This is a genomic window from Mycobacterium sp. DL99 (genome assembly GCF_004762045.1).
Lineage (GTDB): Bacteria > Actinomycetota > Actinomycetes > Mycobacteriales > Mycobacteriaceae > Mycobacterium.
On sequence record NZ_SJOM01000007.1, the window covers coordinates 4,951,747 to 4,969,829 of the forward strand.

At 66.6% G+C, this 18,083-nt stretch carries 18 protein-coding genes; 14 read left to right on the forward strand and 4 right to left on the reverse strand.

The features are described from left to right. A partial coding sequence (locus tag EYZ64_RS24115; RefSeq protein ID WP_502702987.1) for an Rv1157c family protein occupies positions 1–442 on the forward strand: 442 nt, incomplete at its 5' end. Between the two features lie 106 nt (positions 443–548). Here EYZ64_RS24115 and EYZ64_RS24120 read toward each other — a convergent pair. After that, on the reverse strand, positions 549–698 hold the full coding sequence (locus EYZ64_RS24120) for a DUF1059 domain-containing protein (protein WP_003882209.1): 150 nt from the start codon (positions 696–698) through the stop codon (positions 549–551). 45 nt (positions 699–743) lie between these two features. On the opposite strand from EYZ64_RS24120, the gene EYZ64_RS24125 reads away from it, so the two are divergent. Beyond that, positions 744–1,397, forward strand: a complete 654-nt coding sequence (locus EYZ64_RS24125; RefSeq protein ID WP_135457388.1) for a nitroreductase family protein — start codon at positions 744–746, stop codon at positions 1,395–1,397. Between the two features lie 92 nt (positions 1,398–1,489). Here the strand turns inward: EYZ64_RS24125 and EYZ64_RS24130 are convergent, their stop codons facing one another. Beyond that, positions 1,490–2,077, reverse strand: a complete 588-nt coding sequence (locus EYZ64_RS24130; protein WP_135457390.1) for an HhH-GPD-type base excision DNA repair protein — start codon at positions 2,075–2,077, stop codon at positions 1,490–1,492. A gap of 98 nt (positions 2,078–2,175) precedes the next feature. Between EYZ64_RS24130 and EYZ64_RS24135 the strand changes: the two genes are divergently transcribed. The 11 genes from EYZ64_RS24135 to EYZ64_RS24185 all read left to right on the forward strand — a co-directional run bounded on the left by EYZ64_RS24135 (position 2,176) and on the right by EYZ64_RS24185 (position 13,382). Beyond that, positions 2,176–2,472, forward strand: a complete 297-nt coding sequence (locus EYZ64_RS24135; RefSeq protein WP_135457392.1) for a DUF732 domain-containing protein — start codon at positions 2,176–2,178, stop codon at positions 2,470–2,472. Between the two features lie 49 nt (positions 2,473–2,521). Continuing rightward, positions 2,522–3,721 carry a sensor histidine kinase gene (locus EYZ64_RS24140; protein WP_135457394.1) on the forward strand — a complete coding sequence of 400 codons (1,200 nt, stop codon included), beginning with the start codon at positions 2,522–2,524 and terminating at the stop codon, positions 3,719–3,721. After that, entirely contained in the window at positions 3,718–4,515 is a 798-nt protein-coding gene (locus EYZ64_RS24145; protein WP_135457396.1) for a LytR/AlgR family response regulator transcription factor, read from the forward strand. The genes EYZ64_RS24140 and EYZ64_RS24145 overlap by 4 nt, the downstream gene beginning before the upstream one ends. Further along, positions 4,508–4,882, forward strand: coding sequence for a hypothetical protein (locus EYZ64_RS24150; protein ID WP_167857947.1), 375 nt, complete (start codon positions 4,508–4,510; stop codon positions 4,880–4,882). Before EYZ64_RS24145 ends, EYZ64_RS24150 begins: the two co-directional genes overlap by 8 nt. Next, positions 4,879–6,609 carry a sodium/solute symporter gene (locus tag EYZ64_RS24155; protein WP_135457398.1) on the forward strand — a complete coding sequence of 577 codons (1,731 nt, stop codon included), beginning with the start codon at positions 4,879–4,881 and terminating at the stop codon, positions 6,607–6,609. Before EYZ64_RS24150 ends, EYZ64_RS24155 begins: the two co-directional genes overlap by 4 nt. A gap of 147 nt (positions 6,610–6,756) precedes the next feature. After that, positions 6,757–7,101, forward strand: coding sequence for a DUF485 domain-containing protein (locus tag EYZ64_RS24160; protein WP_135457401.1), 345 nt, complete (start codon positions 6,757–6,759; stop codon positions 7,099–7,101). Continuing rightward, a complete protein-coding gene (locus EYZ64_RS24165; protein WP_135457402.1) occupies positions 7,101–8,732 on the forward strand; it encodes a monocarboxylic acid transporter in 1,632 nt (543 codons plus the stop codon). Before EYZ64_RS24160 ends, EYZ64_RS24165 begins: the two co-directional genes overlap by 1 nt. Positions 8,733–8,810: 78 nt before the next feature. Continuing rightward, on the forward strand, positions 8,811–9,839 hold the full coding sequence (locus EYZ64_RS24170; protein WP_135457404.1) for an SGNH/GDSL hydrolase family protein: 1,029 nt from the start codon (positions 8,811–8,813) through the stop codon (positions 9,837–9,839). 40 nt (positions 9,840–9,879) lie between these two features. Further along, positions 9,880–11,088 (forward strand): MFS transporter, encoded by a 1,209-nt coding sequence (locus EYZ64_RS24175; protein WP_135457406.1) that lies wholly within the window; start codon positions 9,880–9,882, stop codon positions 11,086–11,088. A 35-nt stretch (positions 11,089–11,123) separates the two neighbouring features. Further along, complete coding sequence (locus tag EYZ64_RS24180) at positions 11,124–12,503, forward strand: acyltransferase family protein (protein ID WP_135457407.1); 1,380 nt, start codon at positions 11,124–11,126, stop codon at positions 12,501–12,503. Between the two features lie 27 nt (positions 12,504–12,530). Further along, a complete protein-coding gene (locus EYZ64_RS24185) occupies positions 12,531–13,382 on the forward strand; it encodes an alpha/beta fold hydrolase (RefSeq protein ID WP_135457409.1) in 852 nt (283 codons plus the stop codon). Positions 13,383–14,257: 875 nt separating this feature from the next. Here EYZ64_RS24185 and EYZ64_RS24190 read toward each other — a convergent pair. Then, a complete protein-coding gene (locus tag EYZ64_RS24190; protein WP_135457411.1) occupies positions 14,258–15,703 on the reverse strand; it encodes a serine hydrolase domain-containing protein in 1,446 nt (481 codons plus the stop codon). Then, the gene (locus tag EYZ64_RS24195) at positions 15,703–17,121 is read right to left on the reverse strand and encodes an APC family permease (protein ID WP_135457413.1); all 1,419 of its coding nucleotides are present in this window, start codon (positions 17,119–17,121) and stop codon (positions 15,703–15,705) included. The genes EYZ64_RS24190 and EYZ64_RS24195 overlap by 1 nt, the downstream gene beginning before the upstream one ends. 250 nt (positions 17,122–17,371) lie before the next feature. Here EYZ64_RS24195 and EYZ64_RS24200 point away from each other — a divergent pair, with 250 nt between their 5' ends. Then, positions 17,372–17,998, forward strand: coding sequence for a TetR/AcrR family transcriptional regulator (locus tag EYZ64_RS24200; RefSeq protein ID WP_167857948.1), 627 nt, complete (start codon positions 17,372–17,374; stop codon positions 17,996–17,998). Positions 17,999–18,083: the final 85 nt, after the last annotated feature.

Genomic DNA, 18,083 nt, shown 5'->3' on the forward strand with positions numbered 1-18,083 from the left:
GGCGGGCGCCGCGGCCCCCGGCTTCGGACCCAACACACCCACGAAGCAGGACTTCATGTACCCGTCGATCAGCAACGGGTGCCTCAAAGACGGCGGAAATGTTCTGGCAACCGCGATCTCAGTGGCCGGGCCCGCCACCATCCCGCTGCCTGGCCCGAAGCCAGGCCAGACCGCGTACGTGTTCACCGCGATCGGTACCCCCGGCCCGGCCGCCGAGCAGAAGCTTCCGCTCAACGCCACATGGGTGAACCTGACGACCGGCAAGTCCGGCAGTGTGACGCTCCAGCCGCGCTCGGACCTCAACCCCGAGGGCCCGACCACGCTGACCGCGATCGCCGACACCGGATCGGGCAGCATCATGACGACGATCTTCGGACAGGTCACGACGACCGAGATGCAGTGCCAGTTCATGCCCACCATCGGATCCACGGTGGTGCCCTGACCACACCATATGAATGGGGAAACGAAATTCCCGGTCGCTGGCCTCATGGCCGGCGACCGGGAATTTTGTCAGGGGCTGTAAGTCTGGGGGCCTGGTAGGCCGTGAATCAGTAAGCCATGAACAGGATCATTTCCCGGTCGTACTCACGCCCGGGGTGCTGCTGAGCCAGGTGCGCCTGGGCCTTCTCGACCAGGTCGTCCTCATCGGTCCCGCTGATCGCTTCGCCGCACGGGCAATTCAGGTGTGTCTTCGCCATATATTCACCTTTGCATAGGTCGCCTGCCGAAAAAAGGATCTGGTCATGGACTTATACGACGTCATGCGCACGACCGGGGCCACTCGCGAGTTCACCGACGAACACCTGCCCGACGATGTGCTGGAACGGATCCTCGACAACGCCCGGTTCGCACCCAGCGGCGGTAACCGTCAGGGCACGCGCGTCGTAGTTGTCCGCGATCGCGACACCCGAGAGTCACTCGCGGACCTCAGCGTCACCGGCGCGCGCCGCTATCTCGCCCAACAGCGAAACGGCGAGAACCCCTGGAACCCGGTGCATCCCATGGGTGTATCCGCCGACGAAGTGGCCGCCGTGCAGGTTCCGCGGGCCACCCTGCTCCTCGACGCCGACGTGGTCCTCGTGGTCTGCGTCGACCTCGGCGTCGTCGCGGCAATCGACCAGGATCTCGACCGCATCGGCGTGGTTTCCGGGGCGTCGGTGTATCCGTTCGTGTGGAACATCCTGCTCGCCGCGCGCAACGAAGGGTACGGCGGCGTGCTGACCACCATGGCCGTGGCAGAGGAGCCCCAGGTCAAGGCATTGCTCGGGATACCCGAACCGTTCGCGGTCGCCGCGGTGGTGCCGCTGGGCAAGCCCGTACGCCAGTTGACCAAACTCAAGCGCGTGTCGGTCGCCGAGATCGCCAGCCGCGAACGCTTCGACGGGCCGACGTTCTAGATCGATCGTCGAGTCTGCGCACAGATCGCGATTTCGCGCCGAAACACGATCTCACCGCAGAGTCGGCGATCTGTGCGCAGGCTCGAAGCCAATCAGGCCTTGGCGGCCTTGGCTTCCTTCGCCGCGGCCTTCATCTGCTTCTTGTGGGTGCGAACCTTCTGCAACGACCCTGGATCCACCACGTCGGCCACCGACATGAAGCTGCCGGCAGTGCCGTAATCCCCCGCCGCCTCACGCCAGCCCTCCGGGGTGACCCCGTATTGCTTGCCCAACAGCGCCAAGAAGATCCGGGCTTTCTGATCACCGAACCCGGGCAGACGCTTGAGCCGGCGCAGCACCTCTTTGCCATCGGGGTCACCGCCGGTCCACAGCGCCGTCACGTCACCGTCGTACTCGTCGACGATGGCCCGAGCGAGGTCCTGCACCCGCTTGCCCATCGACCCCGGAAACCGGTGAATGGCAGGGGTTTGCGAAACCACCGCGATGAATTCGTCCGGGTTGTAGTCGGCGATCTCGCGGGCATCGACGTCACCGAGACGGTCGGCGATCTTCTTGGGCCCGGCGAATGCCGTCTCCATCGGGATCTGCTGGTCCAACAACATCCCCACCAAAAGCGCGAACGGGTTGGACTCCAGCAGCGCGTCGGCGTCCGGATCTTGGACTAGCTGCAGTTTTCCCACGGCGCCAGTCTAGGACTCCGCACGTTTTTGACGTCTGTGTCGGTCCAGTGTGCGAATGTGTACGCGATAACCGGTGAATATGCCCATAGGAGTTGGACATGAGACGCGTCGTTGCACCACTTATTGCAGCGGTGGTTACCGCGATTGCCTTGGCCGCCACGGCCAACGCGATCCCCGACCAGGGCACGCCGGACTTCGACAACTACATGCAGGGCCTGGACCGCAATGGATTCCACCTCAACCCGGATACTGCATGGCGCGTCGCTCACCAGGCTTGTACGGGCAGCATCCCGGGGTACATCAGTTGGGAGTTGGCCGCACAGGGCGTGATCGGCCCGGGCGCCGAGCAGCGGGTGTACGACGTGGCCAGAAAGTACGCCTGCCCCGTTCAATAGGTGAGCTAGCTGCGGTTTTCCCGCAAAGCCATCTAAGGTTGGCCGCACGATGTCCGGCGAGGTTGCAGTCGCGCTGGCCCTGGCGCTGATCCTGGCGGCATTCGCCGCCGTCGTGGTGGTGCGCACCCGAAAAGTGGTGGCCACCCCCACCGAGCGTGCCGTGCACGCCGCACTGCACACCGCGGCCCAGGCGGCCCGTGCACTGCGCCAGGGTCTGGACACCGAATCCGCTCGGACCGCCGCGCCCTATCTGCGTGAATTGACCGGCACCGCAGGGCTGGCGCTGTTCGACGACGACGCGGCCCTGCTGGCCCGCGACCACGACGACGAGGCGATCTGGCAGTCCGACACCGTCGACGTCTGCGCCGACACCGCACGGGAGTCGATCGCCGCCGGGCGCCGCGTGCTGCGCACGGCTCGCTCGACGGCGGTGGTGGCCCAGCCGCTGCTGACCGAGGGCGGCGAGGTGCTCGGCGCCCTCGTCGTGCTGGCACCGGCCAGCCCCGGCCCGGGCATGCTCGGCGCGGTCGGCGAGGTGGCCCGCTACGCGGCCAGCCAGATCGAGCTCGCCGAGCTCGACGCGTCGCGCGCCCGGCTGGACCGGGCCGAGGTGCTGGCGCTGCGCGCCCAGATCAGCCCGCACTTCATCTACAACGCGCTCAACACGATTGCGTCGTTCGTCCGCACCGACCCCGACCGGGCCCGTGAGCTGATCCTCGAATTCGCCGACTTCACCCGGTACTCATTCCGCGCGGCCGGGCAATACACCACGTTGGCCGACGAGCTGCGCAATATCGACCGCTACCTCACTCTGGAGCGGGCCCGGTTCGGCGCCAACCTGAGGGTGCGGCTGCAGGTGGCCCCCGAGGTGCTCAATGTCGTGGTGCCGTTCCTCGCGCTACAACCGTTGGTGGAGAACGCGGTGCGGCACGGGCTGGCCGGCAAAGGCGGCGGATCGGTGGAGATCATCGCGCGCGACGCAGGCACCGAATGCGTGATCACCGTCGAGGACGACGGCACCGGCATGGATCCGGACACGCTGCGCGCCGGACCCGGCGACGCATTGGCCGACCGCACCGGCGAGTCCGCCCACGTCGGGCTGACCAATGTCGATCACCGGCTGCGCGCGGCGTTCGGCAACGACTACGGTCTTGTGGTCGAGACAGCGGTCGGGGCGGGCACGAAAGTGGTGATGCGCGTGCCGAAGTTCCGCTCAGGGGTCCGAGCCGGCGGAGGTGTGTTCAGGTGAGTGCCAACCTGACCGTGCTCGCCGTCGACGACGAGGCACCCGCACTCGACGAGCTGGCCTACCTGCTGGGCCGGCACCCCGACATCGGTGCGGTGCACACCGCGTCCGACGCCACCTCGGCGCTACGCGAACTCAACCAGCACGCCTTCGACGCGGTGTTTCTCGACATCAACATGCCCGGGCTGTCGGGGATCGAATTGGCCGGTGTGCTGGCCAATTACACGAACCGGCCCGCCGTGGTATTCGTGACCGCCCACGAGGACAAGGCGGTGGCCGCCTTCGACGTCGGCGCCGTGGACTATCTGCTCAAGCCGATCCGGCAGAACCGCCTGGATGAGGCCGTGCGCCGGGTCGCCTCGGCGGCACTACGACCACCGGCCGAGGCGGCGGGGGGCGCCACCGCCGAGGATCAGGACTGGGATGTCGTGCCCGCCGAATTGGGCGGCATCACTCACCTGGTGCCCCGCGACAGCATCGGCTGGGTCGAGGCCGAGGGCGACTACGCCAGGCTGCACTCGGCGACCGGTGCGCACCTGGTGAGAATCCCGTTGAGCACCTTGGAAACCCGCTGGCGCGACCACGGGTTCCAGCGCATCCACCGGTCCTACCTGGTGTCCCTGCGACAGGTCACCGGGCTCCGCACGTCCGATGGCGCGGTTCTGGTTCGGTTGCGCGCCAACGGAACTTCGCCCGCTGTCGAACTGCCGGTGAGCCGACGCCAGGCCCGGGAACTGCGCGACCGGCTGGTCCGCGATCCGATGCGTTCCCTCAAGCCGGCGGGCAGCGATGAGTGAGCGGCCCACTCCTCAACGTGAGCGGGTGGTCCTCGCCCACCGCCGCGGCACCCGCATGGTGCGAACCCGCGTCGAGGTCCAGGAGCAGACACAGGTCGGCGACGCGCTCGTCCGCGGCCTGGTGCGGACCCAGCTCGGCCTCGCGCTGCGGCTGGCCGGCGTCGTAGTCGTAGCGGTGGTGGCGCTTCTGCTGCTCAATGCCGCCGTGCCGGATCTGGCCGCGCTCACCGTGTTCGGGATCCGACTCAACTGGCTGATCCTGGCCGGGCTGCTCTACCCGTTGCTGTACGGCGTGGGGCGGCTGTACGTGCGGCTGGCAGAGCAGGGCGAACGGGACTTCGTCCGGGTCGTCGACAGCGAACCATGACCGGCGCACCGTTGACCGCCGCCGCCCTGCTGGCCGCCGTGGTGGCCACCATCGCGATCGGGGCTTACGGAGTCCGGTTGTCGCGCACCACCTCCGACTTCCTGGTGGCCTCGCGCAGTGTCGGCCCGCAATGGAATGCCGCCGCGATCTCCGGTGAATACCTCTCCGCTGCTTCGTTTCTCGGAGTGGCCGGGCTGATCGCGAAATACGGGGCCGACGCGCTGTGGTATCCGGTCGGGTTCACCGCGGGCTATCTGGGCGTGTTGTTGTTCGTGGCAGCGCCCCTGCGCCGCTCCGGGGCCTACACCGTCCCCGACTTCGCCGAATTCCGGCTCGGCTCGGCCCGGCTGCGCAAGGTGGCCATGCTCGTCGTCGTGGTGATCTGCCTGTTCTATCTGGCCCCGCAGTACCAGGGGGCCGGACTCGCCCTGAAAACGCTTCTGGGCGTTCCGGTCTGGGTCGGCCCGCTGCTGGTCGCCGCGATCGTCATCACCAACGTGGTGGCCGGTGGCATGCGATCGATCACCTTCGTGCAGGCGTTCCAGTACTGGCTCAAACTCACCGCCGTCGCGGTCCCGGCGCTGGCGCTTCTCGGGTTGTTCATCAGCGACCGAGGGGAATTGGGCGGCCCGCTACCGCCGACCGTACAGCAGCAGACCACCGTGCAGATCGACACCGCTGTCATGGTCCAGGTCATCGAACCGGCCGGCATCACCGTGTCCGGCGATCTCGACGGCCGCCACGTCGAGTCCGCCAGGATCACGGCGCCCGGCCAACACACCCTCGGCGCGGGCACAACCTTGACGCTTGCCGCCGGTGCGGCCACGCCCGTGGTGGCCGGCACCCCGGGCACCGGCAGCGAGTGGATCGCCTCGGGCGGCGGCCTGGGCGGCGGGCATCCGCTCTATCAGGTGCTGTCCATCATCGTCGCGACATTCCTCGGCACCATGGGCCTGCCGCACGTGCTGGTCCGGTTCTACACCAACCCCGACGGGCGGGCCGCGCGCCGGACCGCGCTCGCGGTGGTGGCGCTGCTGTCGGTGTTCTACATCTTCCCGGTCCTGCTCGGGGTGTTCTCCCGGCTCTATGTCCCGCAGCTGCTGATCACCGGGACCGCCGACGCTGCCGTTCTTTTGGCGCCCGGGGCCGCCGTCGGCGGAATCGGCGGCCAACTGCTGGCCGCGCTGGTGGCCGCCGGGGCGATCGCGGCCTTCCTGGCCACCTCGTCGGGGCTGCTGGTCAGCATCGCCGGCGCACTGGCCACCGATGTGCTGCGCGGCCGGGTCCGAGATTTCCGGATCGCCGCGGTGATCGGAGGGTTGATCCCGATTCCGTTGTCGCTGATGGTGTCCGGGCTGGAGTTGTCGCGCAGCGTCGGCTTGGCCTTCGCCGTCGCCGCGTCGACGCTGTGTCCGCTGCTGGTGCTCGGGATCTGGTGGCGCGGCCTGACGGTTGTCGGCGCGGCCTGTGGGCTCGTGGTCGGTGGTTGCGTGTGCGGCGGCGCGGTGCTCGTGGCGATCACCGGCGGCGTGGACGACGCCGTGCTCGGCGGTTGGCCCGCGGTGATGGTGGGCTACCCGGCGGCCGTGAGTGTGCCGATCGCCTTTCTGACGATGATCGTGGTCAGCCGGTTCACCAGGCCGACTCCCGGCATCGCGCAGATCTTCGCGCGGATGCACGTACCGGAACGGCTGGGCCTGGGCGTCGAGCGCGTCCCCCCGGGCTGACCGCCTGCCGCTCAGCCCCGTCGACCGACCGTTCAGCGCAACGATGGCCGGATTCGGCGTATCGACCGTGATACGGCCCCTGTGTGACCCACCTCTCAATTAGGTTCAGTGCCCAACCGACACACAGCCAATTGTCAGGAGTCCTCGGTGACCGAAACCGACCTTCCCGAGCGGTCTGCCCCCACCGGGGAGCAGTTCCTCGCCATGCAGACCAGTCCCGAATTTCAGGAGCTGCGTACCAGACTGCGCCGCTTCGTCTTTCCCATGACCGCGTTCTTCCTGCTCTGGTATGCCCTCTACGTCGCGCTCGGCGCATTCGCCCACGACTTCATGGCAATCCCGGTGTTCGGCAACATCAATGTCGGCCTGCTGATCGGGTTGGGCCAGTTCCTGACCACGTTCCTGATCACCGGGCTGTACGTGCGCTTCGCCAACAAAGAGCTCGACCCGCGGGCCACCGCGATCCGCGAAGAGCTGGAGGGCACCGCCTGATGACGATCACCACCCTCGCCGCCGAAACCGTCGGCAACCCCGTCGCCAACATCGGCATCTTCAGCCTCTTCGTCGTCGTCACGATGATCGTGGTGATCAAGGCCAGCAAGCGCAACGCCACCGCCGACGAGTTCTTCACCGGTGGCCGCGGTTTCTCCGGCCCGCAGAACGGCATCGCCATCGCCGGCGACTACCTCTCGGCGGCCAGCTTCCTCGGCATCGCCGGTGCCATCGCCGTCTACGGCTACGACGGCTTCCTCTACTCCATCGGCTTCCTGGTGGCCTGGTTGGTCGCGTTGCTGCTCGTGGCCGAATTGCTGCGCAACACCGGCAAATTCACCATGGCCGACGTGCTGAGCTTCCGGCTCAAGCAACGGCCGGTGCGGCTGGCCGCGGCGATCTCGACGCTGACGGTGTCGCTGTTCTACCTGCTGGCCCAGATGGCCGGGGCCGGTGGCCTGGTCGCCCTGCTGCTCGACGTCAACAGCCGGGCCGGGCAGTCGATCGTGATCGCCGTCGTCGGCATCCTGATGATCGTCTACGTTCTGGTCGGCGGCATGAAGGGCACCACCTGGGTGCAGATCATCAAGGCCGTACTGCTGATCGCCGGCGCCGCCCTGATGACCGTGATGGTGCTGAGCAAGTTCGGACTGAACTTCTCCGACATCCTCGGCTCGGCGCAGTCGGCGATCTCCGGAGCCACCACCAAGGGCGTATCCGGCCGCGACGTGCTGGCACCCGGCGCGCAGTACGGCGGGTCGCTCACCTCGCAGATCAACTTCATCTCGCTGGCGCTGGCACTCGTGCTCGGCACGGCGGGCCTGCCACACGTGCTGATGCGCTTCTACACGGTGCCGACCGCGAAAGAGGCTCGGCGGTCGGTGGTCTGGGCGATCGCGCTGATCGGCGCCTTCTACCTGTTCACCTTGGTCCTCGGCTACGGCGCGGCAGCCATGGTCGGCCCGGACCGGATCCTCGGGGCGGCCGGCGGCGTGAACTCCGCGGCCCCGCTGCTGGCCTTCGAACTCGGTGGCGTGATCCTGCTCGGCGTCATCTCGGCGGTGGCGTTCGCGACGATCCTGGCGGTGGTGGCCGGCCTGACCATCACGGCATCAGCCTCCTTCGCCCACGACATCTACGCCTCAGTGCTCAAGTCGCACAAGGTGACTGAAGCCGAGCAGGTGCGGGTGTCGCGCATCACCGCCGTCGTGCTGGGCGTGTTCGCGATCGGGCTGGGAATCCTGGCCAACGGGCAGAACGTGGCGTTCCTGGTGGCCCTGGCATTCGCCGTGGCGGCCGCGGCCAACCTGCCGACGATCCTGTACTCGCTGTACTGGAAGCGGTTCAACACCCGCGGCGCCCTGTGGAGCATGTACGGCGGCCTCATCTCGACCATCGTGCTGATCGTGTTCTCGCCTGCCGTTTCGGGCAGTAAGACCGCGATGATCCCCGGCGCGGACTTTGATTTCTTCCCGCTGGCCAATCCGGGCATCGTGTCCATCCCGCTGGCGTTCGCGCTCGGCATCATCGGCACGCTCACCTCGTCCGACAGCGGGAGCCCGGAGCTCAATGCCGAAATGGAAGTGCGGTCGCTGACCGGCGTGGGTGCGGAGAAGGCAGTCGCGCACTGATCACCGCACATAGGACCTGCTCCACCAAGACGGAACTCACACAATGCGAAACCCTCAGCAGCAGTAAAGGAATTCAGAATGCCCATTTCGGTTCGTGTCCAGGCGGCGGTTGCCGCGGCAATGACGGTCAGTGCACTCACGGCGTGCAGTGCCGCCGAGACGCCCGCGGCCAACACCGACGCGCCGGCCAAGTTCCGCGAAGCCGTGTTCTTCGGTGACAGCCTCACCGACCCCGGCGCGTTCGGTCTTCGCTTCACCACCGGCACCGGCATGACGTGGGCCCAACACGTTGCCGAACGGCTCGGCCAATCGGCCGAACCGAATGAGCATGTCGCCAGCTACAGCGATGTGTATCAGGGCAAGCCCGGTCTCGAGGGCCCCGGCGGGCTGAACTACGCCCAGGGCGGCGCCCGGGCGAACAGCCCCTATTCGTCGGTGTCGCAGAATCCTGAAGGCACTCCGATTTCCACCGCGGTGCAGCTCCAGCACTTCCTGGATCAACATGGATCCTTCAGCGCGGACCAGCTCGTGACTCTGTACATCGGAACGAATGACGTTGCGTACAACTACGACCTGACCAAGGACCCGGCGCTGGCGCAAACCCTGCGCGACAACCACAGTCCTTCGCCGGAGGTCATGGCCACTGAGCGGGCGCGGGTGCAGAAGGCCGCCCAGGACGAAGCGAAGACCGCCTCGGACATCCTGGCGAACGGCGCGCAGCACCTGGTCGTGTTCAAGCTCGCCGATCTCGCGGTTCTGCCCTGGTTCGAGTCGGACGCGTCACGCAAGTATGTGGGCGAGCTGACCGACGTCTACAACACGAGCCTGGTGAACTCGCTGCCGAAGGACCCGAAGATCCAGGTGCTCGACACCGGAGCCTTCATCGACGACCTGTTGACGAACGCCGACACCTACGGATTCACCCACGGGGCCAACGAGGACGCCTGTAAGGAGCCCGGGCAGGACTTCTGCGCTGCCGACGCCTGGAAGTCCCCGGACGCCGACCGCACCTACGTGTTCGCCGCGGGCGAGCACCTCACCACGCATGCGAACGAGCTGCTGGCTGACTACGTGATGAAAAAGATCGGCGAACACGACGGACAGTAGCCCGGGAAGCTCAAGCGCCCCCGTTACGTTTCAATGGCACATGCCTGACTTCCGGGGGCGCTTCGCGTTCGCTCTCCTCGCATACGCGTTCCTGGCCATCATGCTGGGCACCACGCTGCCCACGCCGATGTATGCGCTCTACGCCGACCGCATGCATTTCGCGGTGCTGACCACAACGGTCATCTATGCCACGTATGCCGGCGGCGTGCTGTTCGCGCTGCTGGTGTTCGGTCGCTGGTCCGACGCGGTCGGGCGGCGGCCCATCCTGCTGGCCAGTGTGGTGGCCGCGCTGGCCAGTGCCGGGGTGTTCCTGGTCGCCGACTCGGTACCGGTGCTGCTGATCGGCCGGGTGCTGTCCGGCATATCGGCGGGGTTGTTCACCGGGGCGGGCACCGCTGCGGTGATCGAGGCCGCCCCACCCGCGTGGCGCTCGCGGGCCGCGGCGGTCGCCACCGTCGCCAATATCGGCGGCCTCGGCGCCGGGCCGCTGCTGGCGGGCCTGCTGGTGGAGTACGCACCGGAGCCGCTGCTGCTGCCGTTCGTAGTGCACATCGTGCTGGCCGTCCTGGCCGGCATCGCGCTGCTGATCGTGCCGGAAACCTCCAGCCCGGCCGGGAGCATCGGACTGCAGCGGCTGTCAGTACCCGCCGAAGTGCGCCGGGTGTTCATCATCGCGGCGCTGGCCGCGTTCGCCGGCTTCACCGTCACCGGCCTGTACACGGCGGTGGCGCCGTCGTTCCTCGCCAACGTCATCGGCATCACCAACCATGCCGTGGCCGGCGCGATGGCCTGGTCGATCTTCGCGGCATCGGCGCTGGCCCAGATCTTCGCGACCCGGATTCCACCCCAGCGGGCGGTCGCCGCCGGCTGCGCGATCCTGGTCGTCGGGATGATCATTCTGGCTGTGGCACTGAATTTCTCGTCGTTGCCGGGCCTGATCGCGGCCGCGTTGGTATCGGGTGCCGGCCAGGGCATCAGCTTCAGCCGCGGGCTCGCCGCGGTCGCCGAGCTGACGCCCGCCGATCGGCGTGCCGAGGTCAGTTCGACGTACTTCGTCGTGGCATACGTGGCACTGTCGTTGCCGGTGGTCGGTGTCGGATTCGCCGCCCAGGTCTGGGGATTGCGCACCGCCGGCATCACCTTCGCAATCGCGGTCGCTGTGCTCGCGGCCGCCTGCCTCGCCGCCATCCTGATCGAGGAGGCCCGGCAGAACCAGAGCGCTGACGCGAAGTTAGGTGCTTCTACCTAGGGACTACGCGGCCGCGGGGCCCTAGCGTTTCTGCCATGACCGTTGCTGCTGACACAGCTGCCAAGAAAGCCCCCGCGAAGGGGCTGTTCCCGTCCCCTGCGGAGGTCGAGGCCCAGACTCCGGCTGACCGGGACCGCGCCATCGATGTCATCCGGATCGTCTCGCTGATCGGCGTGGTGTTCGGCCACACCGTGATGGCCACCAGCACGATCCGCGATGACGTGTTCATCTGGAGCAACCTACTCACGGAATCCATCGTCTTTCAGGCACTGACCTGGGTGTTCCAGATCATGCCGCTGTTCTTCTTCGCCGGGGTCGCCGCATCCGTGCAGTCCTGGCGGCCCGGCTCGTCCTGGGGCGGCTGGCTGCTCAAGCGCTGCACCCGGCTGTACCGCCCGGTGTTCTACTACCTGGCCTTCTGGACCGTCACCCTGGCGGTGTTGCGGTTCGTGCTGCCCGAGCACGTCTACGAGCCCATCGCCGGCATCTCCATCCAGCTGCTGTGGTTCCTCGGCGCCTACGTCCTGGTGTTGGCGGCGGTGCCGGTGCTGGCCCGCATCACCACGACCACGCAGGTGGCCGGCGCGGTCATCGGCACCTACGCATTCATCGCGGCGATCGACGTAGTCCGGATCACCATGGACGGCTACGCCTCGCTGGGTTACCTCAACACCGTGGTGTGGTTGATCCCCGGCGTGTTCGGTGTCGCCTACCGTCGGAACCTGCTGTCCAGCGGCGCCGCGCTCAAGATCGGGATGGGCATGCTCGGGGTGAACCTGGCGCTGCTGTACTTCGGCCCCTACGAGCTGAGCCTGGTCGGCATCGAGACCCAGCACCTGAAGAACATGACGCCGCCGTCACTGTTGCTGGCCGGTCACGCAATCATGATGTGCGCGTTCGCGATTGCCGCCGCCCCTGCCATCAACCGGTGGGCGCAGAGGCCGCGGGTGTGGTGGCTGACCGCGATCGGCAACTCCGGCGCGATGACGCTGTACCTGTGGCACATGCCGCTGCTGCTGGGCCTGCACCTGGTGTTCGACTACCTGGGCCTGGACCGCTACGACACTTCCGCCCCCGGGTTCGTCGCCCTGTCGGTCCTGCAACTGGCATTGATGGCCGGACTGGTCGCGGTCGCGTTCGTCGCACTACGGCCGCTGGAGAACAACCCGCTGCCGCTGTGGGACGGTGGCGCAGTGGCCCGCACCGGAATTCGCAGTGCGGTGGTGGGCCTGCTGCTCTGCGTGGCCGGTGCGGCCACACTGACCTCGGTGGCCTGGGGCCTGAAGGATCAGGGCGTGAACTGCGTAGCGGTGATGGTGACGGCGCTGATAGCCGCGCGGTGGCTGGCAGCCGAACCCAGTCAGCCCGAACCGGAACAGGGGCGCGCTGCATGTGCAGCGGATCGCGTTCAGTGAATTGGAACGTGTTCTAGTGTTGCCGGTATGGCTATCACATTCGAGGGTACGAAGCGGGAAGTCGTTACTGACTCCGGAGTGCTGCGCTACCACGAGGCTGGCGAGGGCCCCCCACTGCTGCTATTGCACGGCTCAGGCATCGGCGTCAGCGGCTGGCGAAACTACCGGGGCAACCTCGGGGTGTTCGCCGAGCACTTCCATTGCTACATCCTCGAATTCCCCGGTTTCGGGGTGAGCGATCCGGTCGACGGCCATCCAGTGCTGACCGCGGGATCGTCGGTGGTCCGCTTCATGGACGCACTGAACATCGACTCGGCTGCGATGATCGGCAACTCGATGGGCGGGGTCGTCGCCGTCAATGTTGCGATGAAGTACCCGCAGCGAGTTCGCAAGCTGGTCACCATCGGCGGAGTTGGGCCAAATCTTTTCAGCCAGAACCCGAGTGAGGGCACCCGACTGTTACAGGAGTTTGCCGACGATCCCAGCCGGGAAAAGCTGGTTCGATGGCTCAACTGCATGGTCCACGACCCTGCTCTAATCACCGAGGAACGGATCGAGGAACGCTGGCACAGCGCCAAAGATCCCGCGACGCACCACACGCTGGAAGCGATGTACGGTTCCGGCGCCCTTGCCGCGCAGCAGCAATTGATGGCCAACTCGAATAGGCCACCCTATTGGTCGATGCTGCACACGGTGCGGTGTCCGACATTGCTGGCGTGGGGCCGTGAGGACCGGCAGTGCCCGCCAGATATGGCCATGGCGCCGATGCGACTCATTCCCAACGCCGAGTTGCACATATTCTCAAACTGCGGGCACTGGGTGATGATCGAAGCCAAGCAGGCATTCGAACGCATCGCGATCGAGTTCCTTCTTCGATGACGCGTCGTGTGCGCCGGCCCCGGTCGAGAGTGCGCCGGCCCCGGTCGAGAGGACGTAGCGTAACGCCAGGCCTGCCGATCAGGAATGTACATGAACGATGGATTGACGCCGATCCGACGACGTTGTGGCCCCTGCTGGAAAGCCTCGGAAGCGACGCCGACAAGATCTGGCCCCGCGACAACTGGCCGCCGGCGCGGCTGGAGTCGCCACTGAGACGAGGTTCAGCTGGCGGCCACGGCGCAGTCCGATACCACTGCACCGCCCTGATCCCGCATCGCCTGTTGGAGTTGACGTTCGACTCAATCGCCGACCGCCAAATCGATGGCCACCACGCATTCGAATTGCTACCGCGCGGTACCGGGACCCTGGTACGGCATACCATCGACATTGAAGTCAGGAGCCTCGCGCTCGCATGGTGGGTGAGGTTCTTTGTCGAGCCGACACACAACGTCGTTGTTGAGGAATTGCTGGACAACGTCGAGCGCGCAGTTGGTAATCCCGTGCATGTGCCACAACCAAAATGGTCCAATTGGGTTCGGCTACTTCGTCGACGGCGTGGATTGTCTCCTCGCCCGGTGCGCCGACCGAGTGACACAAACTAGAGGCAATGAGACGCAGCCACGCTGCTGCTGATCACACGCTGTCATCATGCGACGACGCCCTAGTCGGATAAGGGTGGCGTCGCTCTCAGGCCGCCTCGCAGGTTGCCGGTCTTGGCACGCGGTTCGGTGATCGAAACCCCGTCCTCGTCTGGCGCCTGTGGGCGGCCTTAGCGTCGAACGAGTTGATCTGACTCTCAGTCGATTTGCCAGGGCATGTGCCGCGTGGCCGCCACGCAGGTCGCGATTCTGCGGAAATTCGCGACCTGCGCGCAGTCAGTCGAGCCGCACGGCTTCCACCGTGAACGTCTGAATGCGAGGCGGATCCGTCGGAGTCAGCGCCAAGGTCACGTCGACCCGTCCGCGCGTACCCGTCATCCGGCAGACCGCCTCGGTCGGTGACCGCACCTCGATCTCGGTCTGGCCGTTGCGCTCGCCCATCGCCTCACGCGCGGCGGTGATCGCGGTGATCCGCTCGGCCAGTGGGATATCGAGGAGCACGTTGCCGGCGAATGCGGGTTCCCGCAGGGCTGACGGATCCGCGATGACACCCTCGACCAGATCGACGGCGGACCGCAGGTGCTCGGTGGCGAACGCCCGGTCAGGACCGGCCTGCCGCTGCCGGAGCAGCGCCTCGAGCGCAGCCCGCGCGGGTACCGCGACGGGGGCATAGGTGCCGTTGGCGAAGGCCACGACCCCAAGCCCACTGGATTGGTGCCAGCCCATGTACGAACCGAAACCGGGGTAGCCACCCGGGTGCTGGCTGATGGCTCCCACCGCCGGGTCGGGTTCGACGAACAGACCGTAGCCGTAGCCGGACAGACCCCAGGGAAAGCCCTTGCTCATCAACCGGTTCCGGCCGTCTGCGTCGTCTACGACGTCGAACGGAAGCAGGCGGTGTGACTGCTGCATCTCCCGCCGGGAGGCTCGCGTGAGCACCGCATCGTCACCGTCGTCGCGCGGCGGAAACGCGTCGGCGAGCCAAGCGACCCACTTCGCAATGTCGGTCGCGGTGCTGAGCAGTCCCCCGATGGCGGAGAAACTTCCTGGCGCGGTGAACGACTGCGGTTCCCACTCACCGTTCGGGGTAGGCCGGTAACCCTGTGCCAGCCGCCCCGCCGGAACAGTGCGGTAGTCGTAGGTGGTGTCTGCCAGACCCAGCGGCAGCAGTAGCTCACTGGTCACGTAATCGATGAACCGCCCGCCGGTGACGGCCTCCAGAAGGCGGCCGAGGAGCGCATACCCGAGATTGGAGTAGGCAAAGGCGGTGCCGGGTGCATACGCGCCCCACACCGGGCGGCGCAACAGGTCGTCGAAATCGGCCTGCGTCATCTCCTCTTGCCGGTCGGCCCAGGGATCGTCACTGGGCAGCCCGCTGCTCATCGTCAGGCAGTGGCGCACGGTAATTCTCGGCGAGTCGGCGGTGAGCCCGGAAAGACCTGTGGCCCAGGGAAGGTAGTCGATCACGGGGGCATCGAGACCGAGGGATCCACGGTCACGCAACTGCAGGATCGCGGCCGCCGTGAAGCTCTTCGACATCGATGCGATACGGAAGAACCGATCCGCCGCCGGGACAGCACCGGTTACGCAATCGGCGACGCCGCACCCGGTGAAGTGCGCCACCCTGCCGTCCGCGAGCACTGCGATCTGCAGTCCCGGGGCCCGCCCACTGCGGTGGAACTCAGTAGCGATGTCATCGACCACCGCGAAATCCAACTGCATCAGGCCATCTCCGCTTCCATTTCGCGACGATCCTCGTCCGGTGGCGCCAGCATCAAGAAGTGGGTCTCACCACGCGGACGCAGGTAGAAGACGTAGTAGACCAGGGCAAGCACAACACACGCGCCTGCCACGACGAGGTCCGCGCGAACCTGTTGGCTCAGCACGGCGATCGACATGATGATCGCGACGATCGGCCACAGCGGCCACAACGGCATCCGGTACGGGCGGTCCAGCTCAGGGTTGCGGAGCCGGCTCACCAGCGCCGATGTCGCGACGAGGATGAACTCCACGGCCAGTAGTGCTCCGGTCCATGTGGTCAGCGTGGCCACATCCGAGCACAAGATCATCACCGCCCCGCCGATCCCGACCAGAATCGTTGCCAGCCAAGGTGTTCCGTACTTCGGATGCACCACGGCCAGCGCCCGGCTGATGGCGCCCGGCCACGCCATGTCCCGGCCGGTGCTGTAAAGGATCCGCGCGTAGTACGGCATGAGGGCGATGACGGCGTTGAGCACGGCCACCGCGATACCGAGGCTGATCACGGTGTTGAAGGTGTCGCCGCCGATCGCGGTCAGGACGTACTGCCACGGATTGTCCGAGTTCGACAGCTCTGAGAGGGAGGGGGCGGCGAGGGTGGCGGCGGCCACCGGGAAAACCTCGCAGGCGACAGCGACGCCGAGGGCGATGAAGACGGCGCGGGCGACGTTGCGGCGGGCGCCGACGGTTTCCTCGGAGAAGATCAGTGCGCCCTGAAAGCCGTTGTAGGCGAAGCTGCCGACCGCGATGCCCGCCACCAGTGCGCTGAGCGTGAGCGGGCTGGCGATGCCCTGAGCGTCGAAGACCTCAGGCCGCAGCAGGGTGCTCAACGGCCGCTGCACGTTGATGAATCCGAACACTGCTACCAGGACGACCGCCAAGATCTCCACGACGAGCAGGACGGTCACCGCGATCGCGTTGAGCCGGACGCCGAACAGCGCGATTACCGCACCGCCGATGATGATCACGGCCCCGAGAATGTTCGCGTCCACGTTGACGATGACCCGTAGGTACTCCGCCATCCCCAGCGCGACGACGGCCGGGATGAGCACGGCCTGCACGGGCCCGGTGATGAACATCGAGACGAATCCGGGGGCACGCCCCAGAATGCGTGCGATGAATGTGTAGTCGCCACCGGCGATCGGATAGGCGGCACCCAATTCCGCCCAGCAGTAGGCCAGCGACAGGCCGAGGACTGCGGCGATGCAGAACGTCAACGCTGCGCCGGTGCCGTTCAGCCCGAAGAGCACGGGGGCGATGATGAACGCGCCGGTCGCCGGGGTTGTCGCGGAGATGACCAGCGACGAGTTCTCCCACAGACTGAGGTCGCGTTTCAGTTCTTGCTTGTAGGCCCTGGGACTGCCGGGCTGCGTTTGGCTCATGCGGCGCCTTTCTCATGGCCACCTGGGGGGCTCACCGACGGTGTCGGCGGTCCGGCCATACGAGCCGGACGGTGTGATCTTGGCGATACTTCCGAGCTGTGTCAACAGCGATGACAACTGCGATGTCTGCAATGTTGACTCCGCTTGCACAGATCCGGCTGTTCCACGTGCGATGCTGTGGACCGTGGACCGCAGTCGACGAGCCCAGGGATCGCCCACCCGTAGCAACACTGTTCGGCTGGACCGCGCCGTGATCCTCCGAGCGGCTCAGGAGATCTGCGACCGCGACGGCTTGAGCGCACTCACTTTGCGGCGGCTCGGCAACGAACTCGGCGTCGACGCCACTGCCATGTACCGGCATTTCCGGGACAAGGCCGAGCTGATCTCGGCGCTGATCGACGACCTGTTCCGGCTGGAGGTGGACGAACCGGACCCCCAGGGGCACTGGCGTGACAATCTCCGCAAGCTGATGATCCAGTGGTGGCAGATCTACCGCCGGCATGAAGGCCTGGCCGCGGCGATGGCCGGTCAGCCCGACGACGAGCCGCAGCTGTTCCACCTCACCGAATGGACTGTCCGTGAGCTGATCCGGGCCGGAGTCGACGAGGGCGAACTCGGCCTTTACCACCAGACCATTTACAACCACACCGTCGGAAACGGCTTGGTCGCAGCTTTGTCGCCCTGGCTGACCGACACCGAGCTACGCGACGAACAGCGCAGGCACTACGCCGCGCTCGATCCCCGCCGCTTTCCATCGTCGGCCAGCGTTGCTCCGACGATCTACCCGGACACCACCGAGGTCTTCGAGTTCAGCGTGGAAGTCCTGCTCGACGCCATCGAGAAACGCGGCCAGCTCGTTGCCCGGCAACGTGATTGAGGAGCGTCGACACCCCGCACAACACGCCGAGACTGCGCACAGATCGCGATTCCGCGAGAAATCGCGATCTGTGCGCAGTCTCGTA